We start from the raw sequence: 15,302 nt of genomic DNA, 5'->3' as shown, positions 1-15,302 counted from the left end.
TGTAAACGGGCATGCCGGCGGTAGATACCGCTAGAATGGCCGGACAATTTTTTCAGGAGGTGGCCGATGCAGGCTCTCGACGCTTTGCTCAACCGTGTTTCCGTTCCACGACTGCTCGAACCGGCACCCACCGCGGAGCAGCGCGAAGTGCTGTTCGCCGCCGCAATGCGTGCGCCGGACCACGGCCATTTGCAGCCTTGGCGTTTCCTGACAGTCGAAGGTGCGGCGCGCGAGCAAATGGGCGAGCTGCTGGCCGAAGCCGCGAAGTTGCAGGACAGCGAAGTCTCTGAAGCGGCGCTGGACAAGGCGCGCAACGGTCCACTGCGCGCGCCGCTGGTGGTGGTGGTGATCGCGCGTTTGCAGGATCACGTCAAATATCCGAAGTCCGAACAACTGCTGGCGGCCGGTTGCGCGGCTCACGGGATTTTGCTGGCGGCGTATGCGCAAGGCATTGGCGCGGTGTGGCGCACCGGTGAGCTGGCCTATTCGGCGCACGTGGCCAAAGGGTTGGGGTTGGCGGAAGGGGAAGAGGTGATCGCGTTCTTGTACCTGGGCACGCCGCAGAAAGAGCCGCGTGTGGCGGAGAAAGTGGACCTCGCCGAATTCATCAGTGCGTGGCCTTCGAAGGCCTGAAGATCAACTGCTTCGCGGGCAAGCCTCGCTCCTACAGGTTAACGATCATGATGATCGACGCGAGACCTGTAGGAGCGAGGCTTGCCCGCGAAGCTTTTAAGGCTGCACCACCGCTCCCGGTACTAACGGCAATTCCAGGCTGGCAACAAACCCTCCATCTGGATGATTGGCCAGCACCAGGCTCCCGCCATGTCGCTCCGCCGCCCGGCGTGCAATCGCCAATCCCAGACCATGCCCGGCCGCCGTCTGCCCCGGCGCCCGATAGAACGGCTCACCCAATTGGGCCAAATGCTCGGCGTCTACACCGGGCCCATGGTCACGCACACTGACCACAATCCGCTCGCCTTGACGCACCGCCTGCATTTCAATCGATTGCCCCACCGGGTTAAAGCGCTGGGCATTGCGCAGCAGGTTGTCGACGGCGCGCTCGATCATCGTCGGCCAGCCTTTGAGGTTCAGCTGCGGCTCGGCCTCAAGGCGCACACTTTGTTCCGGTGAGCCCAACTGGGCATCCTTTTGCAAGGTATTGAGCAGCACGTTGAGATCGACCTCTTCGGCACTGGCGTTGTCAGCATCGACCCGTGCCAGTACCAGGATTTCGCTGATCAGCGCTTCCAGTCGGTCACACTCGCGCGTCAGGCGCGGCCAGAGTTTTTCCCGTTCCTCGGGGTTGGCCCGTTCAGCCAATGCCAGCGCAATGCGCAGCCGGGCGAGAGGCGAGCGCAGTTCGTGGGACACGTCGCGCAGCAGTTGGCGCTGGCTGCCAATCAAACTTTGCAGGCGCGCGCCCATGCGGTTGAAGTCATTGGCCAGTACACCGAATTCGTCGCGACGGTTGGCCAGTTTGACCAGGCTGTTCTGTTGATAGGTGGTTTGCCCCAGGTCGTGCACCGCGCCGCGTAGACGATTGAGTGGACGGGTAATCGACAGGGTTACCAACAGGCTGAACAAGGTCAGTACGACCAGGGCGATCCCCAGCGCACTCAATGGCCAAAGCAGGCTTTCGCGGTGCCAGGCGTCCAGTTCCGGGTGCGGAATGCGGTAGATCAACAGGTAGGTGTCGCCGGTTTTTGCGCTGGTGTATTCATCGGTCAGGCGACGCCACGGCAGGCGTCGGTCATCGTTGTTCTGGCGCGCCTCAAAGGCCGCCGCACGCCGTGGGAAGGTGCCGCGCACCACCGGGTCGCCGCTCTCGTTGAGCACTTGGACGTCGATGTGATATTGGCGTTTGCGCTGTTCCAGAATGTCCTGGGCCGCGTCCTCACCCTGGGATTCGTAGGTTTGCGTCCACTGTTCGGCCAGGGTGTTGAGGCCCGGGTGGCGACTGAGAATCCACGCGTCCTGGTTGAGCATGTGCCCGAGCAGAATGGAGAGCCCTGCAACCAGAGCGATGGCCAGCCAGAAGCTGGCCAGAATACGCCAGAACAATGAGCGCACAGAAAATCCTCAAACAAACGGAAATCCAATGTAGGAGCGAGCTTGCTCGCGATAAACGAAGGGACGACACGTGCTGCCTGATGCCGCGCGTTATCGTTGACGTCCATCGCGAGCAAGCTCGCTCCTACAGTGGAGTCAGACCCAACGGGGTTAGCCGTTGGGTCGGGGGTTAGCGCATTATTGCGCTTTTTGCGGTTGTTGCGCTTTCCAGGCCTTGAACTCGGCCCATTCTGCGCGACGCTCAGCCTGCTTTTTCTGGATCTCGTCGAATTGCTTCTGTTGATCCGGTTTCAGCACTGCGCGTACATCGGCCTGGGCTTTCTGGTGCTTGGCCGCCATTTCGTCTTTCAGCGCTTTCTGATCCGGCGGCGAGAGTTTTTCCAGGTACTTGTCGACCAGTTGCTGACGCGAGTGCATCTGCTCGCCCATGATCTTGCGGATCTGCTCGCGCTGTTCGCGGCTCAGGTCCAGTTGGCTGTACGGGCCTTTGCCGTGCATGCCGTGCATCTGACCGCCGTGGCGCGAACCGTCCATCGGACCCATAGGGCCGGCGCCTTCAGGCATGGCCATGGCAACGGTCGGCAGGGCGGCAGCGAACATCAGAGCGATAAGAGTCTTGCGCATGGTGAATCTCCTTGTCTCGTTCCCGGTACGTTCCGGATGAGTACAGATTACGGAGATCAAGGTCAGCGGCGGTCAGCGGAGCGTAAAGCTTGGGTAAAGACGATTCCGGAGCAACCTGACAATTCTACCGATTGACCTGTAGGAGCCAGCTTGCTGGCGAATCTTGCGACGCGGTGTATCTGTCACGCCGCCTTCGCTGGCAAGCCAGCTCCTACAGGGGTTTGTGCGGTTTCAGAGGCTGTAGTAGTAACCGCGGCTGCGCAGGGCAATGATGCGCGGGCGGCCGTCGGGGTGTGGGCCAATCTTTTTGCGCAGGTTGCTGACGTGCATGTCCAGGCTGCGGTCGTACAGGGTCAGCTTGCGCCCGAGGGCGATCTGCGCCAGTTCCTGTTTGTCCAGCGGCTCGCCGGGTTGCTTGAGCAAGGCTTCAAGCAGACGGCTTTCGGAAACGGTGAGGGTGAATTCCTGTTCGTCGATGCTGACCACGCCGCGCACCGGGCTGAAACACAGGTCGCCCAGTTCGAGCTGGCTCGACACCGCCGCCGGATGACTGCGGCGCAGCACGGCGCGCAGGCGGGCTGTCAGTTCCCGTGGGTCGCACGGTTTGGCCAGGTAATCGTCGGCGCCGAGTTCCAGGCCGAGGATGCGGTCCAGCGGTTCGCCGCGGGCCGACAGCATCAGCACCGGCAAATCCGGATGGTCGCTGCGCAATTGCTTGAGCAGCTCCAGGCCGCTGCCGTCCGGCAACATCACATCCAGCACCACAGCCGCCGGCGACGTTTCAGCCAACGCGCGACGGGCGCTCTGGCCATCGTGGCAAGCGCGGACCTGGAAACCTTCCTGGCTCAACCAACTGCTCAGGAGCTCACACAGCTCCTGGTCATCATCAATTAATAACAGCTCGCTCATGACTCACTCAATTTAGCCATTGCCTACGTTTTCTGGTTGCACCACTGGCGAAGATACCGCAGAGCAGAGCCAATAGCGCTACTGCCGCGCCAATCACGAACCATTGCTGCTGATCAGTCAGCAAGCGTGGTAGCGGGCTGCTGGCCTGGGCTTCCTTGAGTTGCAGCTTCAGCCGCTGGTTCTCCTGGCGCAACCGGCTCAGCTGAGCGCTTTCGCGTTCGCTATCGGTATTCTGTAATTGTTTGCTCAGTTCTTCTCGTTGCTGCTCACTGACTTTCAAGCGCTGCTGCAACTCGGCGATCTGGCCGCCGGCGCTCAAGGACAAGGGCGTTGAACCACCGCCTGCGCTTTCTTCACCGTGGGCGGGCGCCACGATCGACAACGTGACCAACATCAGACACAACGGACCTTTGCGCATCGCAACTCCTGATTCCAATACGAGTATTGGGCAGGTTGTCGGCCAGCAAACGAGAATAATGAGCGTTGAGAGCGCGATGAACCGATAAGGTTCATCGCGCGGCGGGAAGTTACGGCAGGACTTGCTTGAATGGCTTGACCGAAACGTTGGCGTAGACGCCTGCGGCGATATACGGGTCGGCATCGGCCCAGGCCTGGGCGGCGCTCAGGGAATCGAACTCGGCGACGATCAGGCTGCCGGTGAAACCCGCTGCGCCTGGGTCATTACTGTCGACGGCCGGGTTCGGGCCCGCCAATACGATACGACCTTCACCTTTGAGCACTTGCAGGCGCTCAAGGTGCGCAGGCCGTGCGGCCAGGCGGGCTTCCAGGGAGTTGGCGACGTCTGTGGCAATAATTGCGTAAAGCATGTCAGTCCTCGGTTTTTGGCGTAGTGGTATCGGTGTCGTGCAGGTGACGAGACAGGTAGATGCCCTGGCCCACCAGGAACAGCAGCGTCATGCCCAGGCTGCCGAAGACCTTGAAGTCGACCCAGTAGCTCTGGAAGGTGAACGCGACGAACAGGTTGGCGGCGCCGCAAAACAGGAAGAACGCGATCCAGGCGATGTTCAGGCGCGTCCAGACGGGATCCGGCAGGGTCAGCGCGTGGCCCATGATGCGCTTGATCAGCAACTGCTCACCGATGAAGTGGCTGCCAATGAAGGCCAGGGCAAACAGCCAGTTGACCACCGGGGCTTTCCATTTGAGGAAGGTCTCGCTGTGGAACGCCAGGGTCAGGCTGCCGAAGACCAGGCAGGCAATGAGCGTCAGCCACTGGCTCTTCTCCAGCTTGCGCTGCTTGATGAAGATCGTGCCGTAAACCACCACGGAGCTGATGATCAGCATGGCGGTGGCGCTGTAAATACCGCCTACAGTTACCTCGTGGCCGGCAATGTCGACGACCCGTGGGTCGATCTTGAAGACAATGAAAAACAGCAGAAGCGGGATGAAATCGATGAATTGTTTCACAGTGGCAGCCAGAAGCAGGATGTGGCGGCATAATAACAAACATATGGGCGCGCGATAGCGCCAGCTGATTTGAGGTTACACATCCCCGTGAATGTCGATTTGCACTGCCACAGCACCGCCTCCGATGGCGCTCTCGCGCCTGCTGTACTGGTTGCGCGTGCGTTCGAGAAAGGCGTGCGAGTCCTGGCCTTGACCGATCACGACACCCTCGAAGGCCTCGATGAGGCCCGCAGTGCGGCGACCGCGCTGGGGATGCAACTGGTCAACGGCGTCGAATTGTCCTGCACCTGGGGCGGCGCGACCATTCATGTGTTGGGCTACGGTTTCGACGTCAACGCCCCGGCGTTGGTCGAGGCCATCGCAAAATTGCACGATGGCCGCTGGCTACGGTCCGAAGAAATAAGCCGTAAGTTGGCGTTGAAAGGCATGCCGGGAGCGCTGGAAGGTGCCCGGGCCATTCAGCAGGCACTGGGCGACAGCGGCAACGCGCCGGCCCGTCCGCACTTCGCCGACTGGATGGTGCGCGAAGGTTTCGTCAAGGATCGCGCCGAAGCATTCCGCAAATGGCTGGGTGCCGGCAAGCTGGGGGACGTCAAGCAACACTGGCCGACCCTGGAAGAGACGGTCGAAACCCTGCGCGCCGCCAAAGCCTGGGTCAGCCTGGCGCATCCCTGGCATTACGATTTCACTCGCAGCAAACGTCGTCGCCTGATTTCTGACTATATTCAAGCAGGCGGCCACGCGATCGAAGTGGTCAATGGCCATCAGCCCGCCGAGCAAGTGGGCAGCCTGGCCATTCTTGCCCGCGAGTTCGGTCTGCTGGTCAGCGCCGGCAGTGATTTTCATGGCCCTGGAGGCTGGTCCGAGATCGGTGAATACCGCCCGCTCCCGGAGGATCTGCCACCACTGTGGTGTCGATTCAAACATGACCCAATTATTGCCGCCGTCTGAACAGGTAGAGAATGTGAGTCAATTTTTCCAGATTCATCCGGAAAACCCGCAAGCGCGCCTGATCAAACAGGCTGTCGAGATCATCCGCAAAGGCGGGGTGGTGATTTATCCCACAGACTCGTCCTACGCCATTGGTTGCCAGATCGGCGACAAAAATGCCGTGGAGCGCGTGCGCCGGTTGCGTGGGCTGGATGACAAACACAACTTCGCGCTGATTTGCAGCGACCTGTCGCAACTAGGGCTGTTCGCCAAGATCGACACCGGCCTTTTCCGCTTGCTCAAGGCCCACTTGCCGGGTCCCTATACCTTTATTCTCAACGCCACCCGCGAAGTCCCGCGGCTGTTGTTGCACCCGAAAAAACGCACCATCGGCCTGCGGGTGCCGAGCCATCCGATTGCCCTGGCGCTGCTGGAAGAACTCGGCGAGCCGTTGATGAGCGTGACGCTGATCATGCCGGGCGACACCGACCCGTTGACCGATCCTTACGAAATGCGTCAGTTGCTCGAGCATCAGGTCGACCTGATCATCGACGGCGGTTTCGGCGGGATCAAGGCGTCCACCGTGATCAACCTCGCCGACGGCGAGCCGGAAGTGATCCGTGTCGGTTGCGGCGACCCGACGCCGTTCATGGCCGAGGCCTAGATGTCCGCAGTAGAACCCGTCGACAGTCAGGCCGGCGCCCAGCAAGAGCTGCCCTTCGCCATGGTCTATGGCCAGGCGGTCCTGGAAATGCCGCTTGACCTGTACATCCCGCCGGATGCCCTTGAGGTTTTCCTTGAGGCCTTCGAAGGCCCCCTCGACTTGCTGCTGTACCTGATCCGTAAACAGAACATCAACATCCTCGACATCCCGGTGGCGGAAATCACCCGTCAATACATGGGGTATGTCGAGTTGATGCAGTCGGTGCGCCTGGAACTGGCCGCCGAGTACCTGGTGATGGCCGCGATGCTGGCCGAGATCAAATCGCGGATGCTGCTGCCGCGCGCCGAAACGATCGAAGCCGAAGAAGACGACCCGCGCGCCGAACTGATCCGCCGCTTGCAGGAATACGAGCGCTTCAAGGCGGCTGCCGAGGGCATTGATGGCCTGAGCCGGGTGGGCCGCGATGTCGTGGTGCCGAAACTGGATGCCCCGCAAGCCCAGGCGCGCAAGCTGTTGCCGGACGTGCGTTTGTCAGAGCTGCTGCTGTCCATGGCCGAGGTCCTGCGTCGTGGCGACATGTTCGAAAGCCACCAGGTCAGCCGCGAGGCGCTGTCCACCCGCGAACGCATGAGCGATGTGCTGGAACGGCTCAAGGGCGGCGGTTTCGTGCCCTTTGTCGAGCTGTTCACCGCTGAAGAAGGTCGGCTGGGGGTGGTGGTGACCTTTATGGCGATCCTCGAACTGGTCAAGGAATCCTTGGTCGAGCTGGTGCAGAATGAGCCGTTCGCGGCGATCCATGTCCGGGCCCGAGCCGAATAACGAGTTGAATCATGAACCTGACTGAACCCCGCGAGCTGGCGCCACTGCTTGAAGCCTTTCTGTTGGCCTCGGGAAAACCGCAATCGCTTGAACGCCTGTTCGAACTCTTCGAAGAAGGCGAGCGCCCGGAGCCGCCGGTCTTCAAGAAAGCGCTGACGATTCTCGCCAAGTCCTGCGACGGCCGCGCCTTCGAATTGAAGGAAGTCGCCTCCGGGTATCGCCTGCAGATCCGCGAAAAGTTTTCGCCATGGGTCGGACGTTTGTGGGAAGAACGCCCGCAGCGCTATTCCCGCGCCATGCTCGAAACCATGGCCCTGATCGCCTATCGCCAGCCGATCACCCGGGGTGAGATTGAGGATGTGCGGGGCGTGGCGGTCAACAGCAACATCGTCAAGACCTTGATGGAGCGGGAGTGGATCCGCGTTGTCGGCTATCGCGACGTGCCCGGCAAGCCGGCGATGTTCGCCACCACCAAGGCGTTTCTCGATCACTTCAACCTGAAGAACCTCGACGATTTGCCGCCGCTGGCCGACCTGCGCGAGCTGGAGCCTGATCCGGTGCTCGATTTCGACGACGCGCCGGTGCCGGCCGGGCTGCAGGAACTGGCGGATGCCAGTGCCGAGCCGGAAGAACCCAAGGAAGAAACCAGTTTCCATACGTTGCTGCTGGAACTGGACACCATGGAGGAGGGGATCAAGACCGACTTCGACGACCTTCTGCGCGATGGGGCGGTGACGGAGAGCGAAGAGGTTCTGGATCAGCCTGAGCCTGCGATTGAAGTTGAACTTCAAGTCGAACCCGAAGCCACATTTGAAGAAGAGCAGGAAGACGACGTGCTCGGCGTCGCCGAAGCCCGCGAAAAGCTCCTCGCTGCCGTCGCCGCGCTTGAACAACACAAGCCCGAGCCTGAGTTGAGTGACGAAGAAGCCGAAGCCCGCGCCTTGGCCGAAGCGATCGAAGCTGAACGCCGCGAATTCGACGACTGACCCAAAATCCTGTGGGCCATGGAGGTCCCTGTGGGAGCGGGCTTGCCCGCGATTGCGGTGGGTCAGACAGCAATGATGTTGCCTGACACTCCCTCATCGCGGGCAAGCCCGCTCCCACAGGGGAATAATGTTGGCTGGAGTTTTCGATGAGTTCAACCAAAGACCCCTGCATCAGCGTCTGCAAATTCACCGACGACATCTGCCTCGGCTGTGGTCGCAGCAAGCGCGAGATCAAGGCCTGGAAGAAACTCGACAAGGTCGACAAACGCACCGTTCTCGCCGAAGCCGCGTTGCGCTTGATTAAGTTGGGCGCCACCGGTCGGCGGAAATCCCGGTAAGTTGCCATTCATCAGCTAGTCTCTGATGCGCGAACGCTCCCATGAGCGTATGATTCGCGACCCTTCGGCGATCCATTCGCCAAGTACCCAGTTTTACATCGCTTCAGGACGCTCAATTCAGGGCCGCCTGAACAGACCACACCGGGAGGTGCCCAGATGAGTATCAACGACCAGAAAGACGACCAGGAAATCGGCCCAGCAGGCGAAAAACTGCAGAAAGTCCTCGCCCGTATCGGCGTCGGCTCGCGCCGTGACGTAGAAGCCTGGATCAGCCACGGCCGCATCAAGGTCAATGGCAAAGACGCCACCCTTGGTCAGCGCGTCGACATGCACGACGCCATCACCATTGATGGCCGCGTGATCAAGCGCGAAGAAGCCGCCGAGTCGGTACGCCGCGTGATCATGTACAACAAGCCCGACGGCGAAATCTGCACCCGTGTCGATCCGGAAGGCCGTCCGACTGTATTCGACAAGATGCCGCGCCCGAAAGAAGGTCGCTGGATCAACATCGGCCGTCTGGACATCAACACCACCGGTCTGCTGATGTTCACCACCGACGGTGAATTGGCCAACCGCCTGATGCACCCTTCCTACGAAATGGACCGTGAGTACGCGGTACGTGTGCGTGGCGAAGTCGATGACGAGATGATCGAGCGTCTGAAAGCAGGCGTCGTCCTCGAAGACGGCCCGGCCAAGTTCACCGACATCAAGCAGGCGCCAGGTGGTGAAGGTTTCAACCACTGGTATCACTGCGTGGTGATGGAAGGTCGTAACCGCGAAGTCCGTCGCTTGTGGGAATCCCAGGGGCTGGTGGTCAGCCGTCTGAAGCGCGTGCGTTTCGGTCCGGTGTTCCTCAACTCCGACCTGCCGATGGGTCGCTGGCGCGAAATGAGCCAGTACGAAGTCGACATTCTGAGTGCTGAAGTGGGCCTGACGCCTGTCGCCATGCCGCAGATGACCGCCAAGAGCAAAGACAAGCTCGATCGCATGCAGCGTAAATCGTCGCGTCCGATGGGCAAGACCGAGCGCGTGCGTTCGTTGCGTCCAGCCATCGGTAACCAGACCGCTGCTACGCCGCGTGATACCCGCGAACCGCATATCGAAGGCGAACGTCCGGCCCGCAAGCCAGCCGCACCTCGTGCAGACGGCGAGCGCGGCCCACGTACGCCGCGTCCGGCCAACGGTCGCACTGAACGTGGCGAAGGCCGCGGTGCGCCAAGTGGTGGTCGCAGCGATCGTGGTGCTCCAGCCGGTCGCGGTACGCCTGTGGCAGACCGTCCAGCTGATACCAAGCGCCCGGCCAAGCCAGCGCCGAAGAAACGCCCAGGCATCGTCCTGGTCGACCGTGACGCGCCATCGGGCAAACGCCGCGGTGCGCCAGCCGGCTCCGGCCAGCGTCCGGGCTTTGGTCGTCGCAAGCCTGAGTAATCGGTAAGCGCCACATGAAAAACGCCAACCTTCGGGTTGGCGTTTTTTTTGGCCTGGTTTTAGCTCTGCATTGTTTTTACAGGTGCCATCGCGGGCAAGCCCGCTCCCACAGTGATTGCGGATGATCCCGAATTTTGGCGTACACCCACTCACCCTGTGGGAGCGGGCTTGCCCGCGATGGCATCAGCAGCTACTGCGCCGGACTCGGAATGGAAAACCAGCGTTACGACCTGTAACGAAAATCTGACGGAATCTACTGCTTGCTCCTTTGAAATCGTGATTCTCCAGATGCTGTAAGGAAATTGTTCCATTGGAATGCCGTTGCTGACTCTTTGCAGCGCTCTGGCCCGCTTGTTTCAAAGCATCATCAAGGGTCAGATGCGCCCCAAGCCTGTCGTGCAGGTGCATAACAAGAAGGAGGCGCAATGTACGCCGTGACTCATCTCCATTTCCTCCCGTGGGGCGCCTTTTGTGCCGTCCCCGTCGAAGACCCGCAAAGGTCTGACCCTATTGTTGCAGCCGCCCGAGACGCTCGGGGTGGACACAGGCAATCCCGGCAAACGATACGCTGATCCAGCGGTGTCTGGCAGCAGGGGGTTACAGGTGTACAATGCGCCGCGTTTTAACTGTGACCTCCTGCGCATCTGCGCAAACCTCAAGGCTATCCGCCTTGTTCACTCCGCCGCGTCACGAGCGTGTCGGGTTCGATTTCGTCACAGATAAAAACAAACAGGTGACGCATGACCGTTGTAAAAAAATCGCTGAACTCCTTTTGCCTGCGCTGGGGTTTGATCGGCGCTGCTTGAAATCGAAACCTGAGCAGCACGTCTAACGAACATCATCAAACCTTGCGTGAGACCCTTTTCATGAGTGGACAAAACTCGCATTCAGGCGAGCTGAAACGCGGCCTGAAAAATCGCCACATTCAACTGATCGCCCTCGGTGGCGCGATCGGTACAGGCTTGTTCCTCGGCTCGGCCGGGGTCCTGAAATCCGCCGGCCCGTCGATGATCCTCGGCTATGCCATCTGCGGTTTCATTGCCTTCATGATCATGCGCCAACTGGGCGAAATGATCGTTGAAGAGCCCGTGGCCGGTTCCTTCAGCCACTTCGCGCACAAATACTGGGGCGGTTTCGCCGGCTTCCTGTCGGGCTGGAACTGCTGGATTCTGTACATTCTGGTGGGCATGTCGGAGCTGACTGCGGTCGGCAAGTACATTCACTACTGGGCGCCGGACATCCCGACCTGGGTCTCGGCAGCCGGGTTTTTCATCCTGATCAACCTGATTAACCTGGCCAACGTCAAAGTCTTTGGCGAGGCCGAGTTCTGGTTCGCGATCATCAAGGTCGTGGCAATTGTTGGCATGATTGCCCTGGGCAGTTATTTGCTGGTCAGCGGTAACGGCGGCCCGCAAGCGGCGGTGAGCAACCTGTGGACCCACGGCGGCTTCTTCCCGAACGGTGTCAGCGGATTGGTGATGGCCATGGCGATCATCATGTTCTCCTTCGGCGGCCTGGAAATGCTCGGTTTCACCGCAGCGGAAGCCGACAAGCCGAAAACCGTGATCCCGAAAGCCATCAACCAAGTGATCTACCGGATCCTGATTTTCTACATCGGCGCGCTGGTCATTCTGTTGTCGCTGACTCCATGGGACAACCTGTTGGCAACCCTCAACGCGTCCGGCGATTCGTACAGCGGCAGCCCGTTCGTACAGGTGTTCTCGATGCTCGGCAGCAACACCGCCGCGCACATCCTCAACTTCGTGGTCCTGACCGCGGCGTTGTCGGTGTACAACAGCGGCACCTACTGCAACAGCCGCATGCTGCTGGGCATGGCTGAGCAGGGTGATGCGCCGAAAGCCCTGGCGAAGATCGACAAGCGCGGCGTGCCGGTGCGTTCGATCCTGGCGTCGGCGGCGGTGACGTTGATCGCCGTGTTGCTGAACTACCTGATCCCGCAAAATGCGCTGGAACTGTTGATGTCGCTGGTCGTGGCGACCCTGGTAATCAACTGGGCGATGATCAGCTTCTCGCACTTCAAGTTCCGCCAGCACATGAACAAGACCCAACAGACGCCGCTGTTCAAGGCCCTGTGGTATCCGTACGGCAACTACATCTGCCTGGCGTTCGTGGTGTTCATTTTGTGCGTGATGCTGTTGATTCCGGGCATCCAGATTTCGGTGTATGCGATTCCGGTGTGGGTCGCGTTCATGTGGGTTTGCTACGGCATCAAGAACAAGCGTCGTGACCAGCATGCGTTGCAGGCTGCAGGTTCTGTGGCGAAATAACGTAGATGCAGACACAACAAACCCGGCCATGTGCCGGGTTTGTTGTTAATGGGGCTGACGGGGGCGGCGCATCAACATCAAAAGCACGCGAGCTAACACTCGACCTGTAGGCGCTGGCTTGCCAGCGAAGGTCGTCAACGATGACGCGTTTCATCAGGATAACGTGGCGCGACCTGTAGGAGCTGGCTTGCCAGCGAAGGTTGTTAACGATGACGCGTTTTAACAGGATAAACGTGGTGCATTCGAATGCTTCGCTGGCAAGCCAGCTCCTACAGGGGAGGTTCGTTGTTTGTTCATCAGTCACTACTTGTGGTCCAGAAAGCTCTGCACCGAAGCATTGAAAAACTCCGGGTCCTGGATAAAGGCGAAGTGACTGACATTGGGCAGGATCAACAGGCCCGCACCAGGAATGGCCGATGCCATGTACTCGGTGTGTTCGCGTTTGATGGCTTCGTCATGATCGCCATCAACGATCAAGACCGGGCTTTTGATTTTCGCCAGGTCTTCGGTTGTCCAGTTTGGCTGGCTCGCCCACATATGGCTGATCTGCTCAACGAACGCGTCGTACTCTTTGGGGGTAGGCGAGAGCTTCGCGTATTCCTTGCCGGCACGTTCGATGTAGGCGGCGAACGTCGGGTTCTTCTCGACACCTTCCTTCACCCCCGACGTCTGGGTATTGGCGGCGAACGCGAATACCTTGCCAACGCGCTGTGGGTAGCGCATCGCCAAATCCAGCCCAAGAATGGCGCCGTCACTCCAGCCTACAACGTCCGCCCGCGCGATCTTCAGTTTATCGAGCACGGCGATGACGTCGTCCGCCATCAGGTCATAACCGAAGGGTCGCGCATCCCGCGAACTGCGGCCATGGCCACGGCTGTCGAGGGTGATGACGGTGTGTTTCGCCGAGAGGGCCTTGACCTGGTTGCCCCAGTAATCGGAGTTGGCCAGGCCGCCGTGCAGCAGCACGACGGGCGATCCATGCCCGGTGATCGAATAGTAGAGCTTGATGCCATTGACGTCGGCATGGCCGGTTTTTGCGCTGGTGATGGGGGCCGGGGTGGCGGGCAGTGTTTCCCAGCGCTCTGCAGCGTGGGCCGCATTGAATGACAGCAGCAGGCAGAAAGCAGCAAGCAAGCGACGAGGCATAGGTGTCTCCATTAAAAAGGCCTGATCAATCTGATCCGGATTCTTTAGCGTAGAACCAAGTCGTCAGACAGTCTGACTTTCGCTCATCCATAATGACCGCCGCCTGACTGAGCTTGATTTTGCTGAAGTCCCGTTCCTACATGGATATTCACTATTTACTACCGTAATTTCGGAATTTTGATCAAACAGAAGCAGATTCGTTAAATCAGAAGTGCCCTACAACCTGTCTGGTTATTTTTGTCATAGGCTGGCGCTCCGAATACATTAAGGAGTTGCCTGTATGGCCAGTCACAGTTACATAACTATTACCGGTAAACGGCAAGGTTTGATTTCTGCTGGTTGCTCCGGCCACAGCTCGATCGGCAATAAGTGCCAGTCAGCACACTTGGACGAAATCATGGTGTTGGCTTACTCACACGATATGGTGACGGGTAATGATGGCAGTATTGCAGGAGGTCGCGGCAGGCACTTGCCGGTCGTGATTACTAAAAGTATCGATAAATCATCACCACTGTTGGCCAGCGCGTTACATGAGCGTGAAGAAGTGGATTGTATTCTCAACCTCTATCGCACCACTCCGGCGGGTGGGCAAGAGCGATATTATTCAATCCATCTCACCGGTGCGCGTATTGCGCATATCAGTCAGCACGTTCCTCACGCTATTCGTATGAACGATGCGGAGCCTCAAGAACAGGTGTCCATTCGTTATAGAGAAATTGCCTGGGCGCACGTTCCTGGGGCGACGAGTGCTTATAGTGCCTGGGGTGAGGAATATGAATGAGACTTCCTGTGATATTCACGATGTGACTAAAGCGGCTTCCGATCTGGTTGCGGTTGGTTGCAACATCGGCATGACTCATTTCACGGATGGTATTGCGCGACTTCGCTTCAGTTCGATTATTTCAGTCTACGCGAACGAGGTTATTCAGGCTGTTGATGAGGGGCTTATCAGCGCGTGGCAGGGGCTACAGGAACTAAGAGTTGAGCACGAAGCGTTATTGTCGAAGGCGCTTTTTTATACTCAAAACGGTATCGGTGTTTTGGCAGGCGGGATGCAAATTGAAGTCGGCATCGCGGTTACGGGTGCGTCGTGGGGGATCGGGGCCGTGCCAGGTGCGCTTCTAATTGGTCATGGGGCAAATAATATCGCCGAAGGGATGGCTAACATTTATAACGGTCCCGCCGCACCAAGCACTCAAGGTCCTATCAGGCGCGGCTATCAGGCTCTTTTTAGGGATAGCTATAACGGTAATATGGCGTATTACTCGACCGATTTACTGCTGTCGGGGTATGGCATGTTCAGGACGGTGCGCAAGCCTGGATCTTTGCAGTTCTTTAGATATGATCCAATAAGTAATGAGCGGGCTTATCAGCAGTCTGGCACTCTAGCTTTGTTGTTCGAAGGTTTGGTTGATTCTATAACTTTAAATTCAATGATTAAGGGTGAGCAGTCAATGGTGCGAAGCGATTGATGTGGTGCGGCGCAGCGATGTTATGCAATTCCTCGTAGTCTTGGGAGGTAGAAGCGTAAGCCAAGTAATGCAATGGGGATATACGTTGCTATGTAAGCAATGTTTAAAGCGCGTCCCTCTAGTGGTATTGCTTCGGTTATTATCCAGACAACTGCTCCCATAACAGGGATTGAGCAGCCTAAAACCAAGCAGGTTACCGCCAA

Annotated in this window: 17 protein-coding genes; 10 read left to right on the top strand and 7 right to left on the bottom strand. The window is 58.9% G+C overall.

Going from position 1 to position 15,302, the window contains the following annotated elements; genetic code table 11:
• The first annotated feature begins 66 nt into the window (after positions 1–66).
• Positions 67–633 carry an NAD(P)H nitroreductase gene (locus tag AEQ67_RS31280; RefSeq protein ID WP_059407607.1) on the top strand — a complete coding sequence of 189 codons (567 nt, stop codon included), beginning with the start codon at positions 67–69 and terminating at the stop codon, positions 631–633.
• A 96-nt stretch (positions 634–729) separates the two neighbouring features.
• On the opposite strand, the gene AEQ67_RS31275 is transcribed toward AEQ67_RS31280, so the two are convergent.
• The 6 genes from AEQ67_RS31275 to AEQ67_RS31250 form a co-directional block, all read right to left on the bottom strand.
• A complete protein-coding gene (locus AEQ67_RS31275; protein WP_059407606.1) occupies positions 730–2,070 on the bottom strand; it encodes a sensor histidine kinase in 1,341 nt (446 codons plus the stop codon).
• A gap of 177 nt (positions 2,071–2,247) precedes the next feature.
• Positions 2,248–2,694, bottom strand: a complete 447-nt coding sequence (locus tag AEQ67_RS31270) for a Spy/CpxP family protein refolding chaperone (protein WP_059407605.1) — start codon at positions 2,692–2,694, stop codon at positions 2,248–2,250.
• Positions 2,695–2,925: 231 nt separating this feature from the next.
• Entirely contained in the window at positions 2,926–3,603 is a 678-nt protein-coding gene (locus AEQ67_RS31265; protein ID WP_059407604.1) for a response regulator transcription factor, read from the bottom strand.
• Between the two features lie 7 nt (positions 3,604–3,610).
• Entirely contained in the window at positions 3,611–4,021 is a 411-nt protein-coding gene (locus tag AEQ67_RS31260) for a translation initiation factor 2 (protein WP_059407603.1), read from the bottom strand.
• 109 nt (positions 4,022–4,130) lie between these two features.
• Positions 4,131–4,430: a YciI family protein gene (locus AEQ67_RS31255; RefSeq protein WP_059407602.1), complete on the bottom strand. Its 300-nt coding sequence runs from the start codon at positions 4,428–4,430 to the stop codon at positions 4,131–4,133.
• 1 nt (position 4,431) lies between these two features.
• Entirely contained in the window at positions 4,432–5,028 is a 597-nt protein-coding gene (locus tag AEQ67_RS31250; protein WP_059407601.1) for a septation protein A, read from the bottom strand.
• 87 nt (positions 5,029–5,115) lie between these two features.
• On the opposite strand from AEQ67_RS31250, the gene AEQ67_RS31245 reads away from it, so the two are divergent.
• From AEQ67_RS31245 to AEQ67_RS31215, 7 genes are all read left to right on the top strand, one after another.
• Positions 5,116–5,979 carry a PHP domain-containing protein gene (locus AEQ67_RS31245; RefSeq protein ID WP_059407600.1) on the top strand — a complete coding sequence of 288 codons (864 nt, stop codon included), beginning with the start codon at positions 5,116–5,118 and terminating at the stop codon, positions 5,977–5,979.
• A 13-nt stretch (positions 5,980–5,992) separates the two neighbouring features.
• Positions 5,993–6,622 carry an L-threonylcarbamoyladenylate synthase gene (locus AEQ67_RS31240; protein ID WP_152974939.1) on the top strand — a complete coding sequence of 210 codons (630 nt, stop codon included), beginning with the start codon at positions 5,993–5,995 and terminating at the stop codon, positions 6,620–6,622.
• 60 nt (positions 6,623–6,682) lie between these two features.
• Positions 6,683–7,441 carry a segregation and condensation protein A gene (locus tag AEQ67_RS31235; RefSeq protein ID WP_177333695.1) on the top strand — a complete coding sequence of 253 codons (759 nt, stop codon included), beginning with the start codon at positions 6,683–6,685 and terminating at the stop codon, positions 7,439–7,441.
• An 11-nt stretch (positions 7,442–7,452) separates the two neighbouring features.
• Positions 7,453–8,427 carry an SMC-Scp complex subunit ScpB gene (gene scpB, locus AEQ67_RS31230; protein ID WP_059407597.1) on the top strand — a complete coding sequence of 325 codons (975 nt, stop codon included), beginning with the start codon at positions 7,453–7,455 and terminating at the stop codon, positions 8,425–8,427.
• Positions 8,428–8,573: 146 nt separating this feature from the next.
• Entirely contained in the window at positions 8,574–8,765 is a 192-nt protein-coding gene (locus AEQ67_RS31225; RefSeq protein WP_059407596.1) for a DUF1289 domain-containing protein, read from the top strand.
• 156 nt (positions 8,766–8,921) lie between these two features.
• On the top strand, positions 8,922–10,193 hold the full coding sequence (gene rluB, locus AEQ67_RS31220) for a 23S rRNA pseudouridine(2605) synthase RluB (RefSeq protein WP_059407595.1): 1,272 nt from the start codon (positions 8,922–8,924) through the stop codon (positions 10,191–10,193).
• Positions 10,194–11,059: 866 nt separating this feature from the next.
• Positions 11,060–12,481 (top strand): amino acid permease, encoded by a 1,422-nt coding sequence (locus AEQ67_RS31215; RefSeq protein WP_059407594.1) that lies wholly within the window; start codon positions 11,060–11,062, stop codon positions 12,479–12,481.
• Between the two features lie 303 nt (positions 12,482–12,784).
• Here the strand turns inward: AEQ67_RS31215 and AEQ67_RS31210 are convergent, their stop codons facing one another.
• On the bottom strand, positions 12,785–13,627 hold the full coding sequence (locus AEQ67_RS31210) for an alpha/beta fold hydrolase (RefSeq protein ID WP_059407593.1): 843 nt from the start codon (positions 13,625–13,627) through the stop codon (positions 12,785–12,787).
• 280 nt (positions 13,628–13,907) lie between these two features.
• On the opposite strand from AEQ67_RS31210, the gene AEQ67_RS31205 reads away from it, so the two are divergent.
• Together AEQ67_RS31205 and AEQ67_RS31200 are read left to right on the top strand one after the other, a co-directional pair.
• Positions 13,908–14,408, top strand: a complete 501-nt coding sequence (locus AEQ67_RS31205; protein ID WP_059407592.1) for an Hcp family type VI secretion system effector — start codon at positions 13,908–13,910, stop codon at positions 14,406–14,408.
• Complete coding sequence (locus AEQ67_RS31200) at positions 14,401–15,099, top strand: DUF4225 domain-containing protein (protein ID WP_059407591.1); 699 nt, start codon at positions 14,401–14,403, stop codon at positions 15,097–15,099. Before AEQ67_RS31205 ends, AEQ67_RS31200 begins: the two co-directional genes overlap by 8 nt.
• Positions 15,100–15,302: the final 203 nt, after the last annotated feature.

Origin of the sequence: Pseudomonas sp. RIT-PI-q (genome assembly GCF_001297125.1) — a bacterium.
Lineage (GTDB): Bacteria > Pseudomonadota > Gammaproteobacteria > Pseudomonadales > Pseudomonadaceae > Aquipseudomonas.
This window is presented reverse-complemented; position numbering and strand designations above follow the sequence as displayed.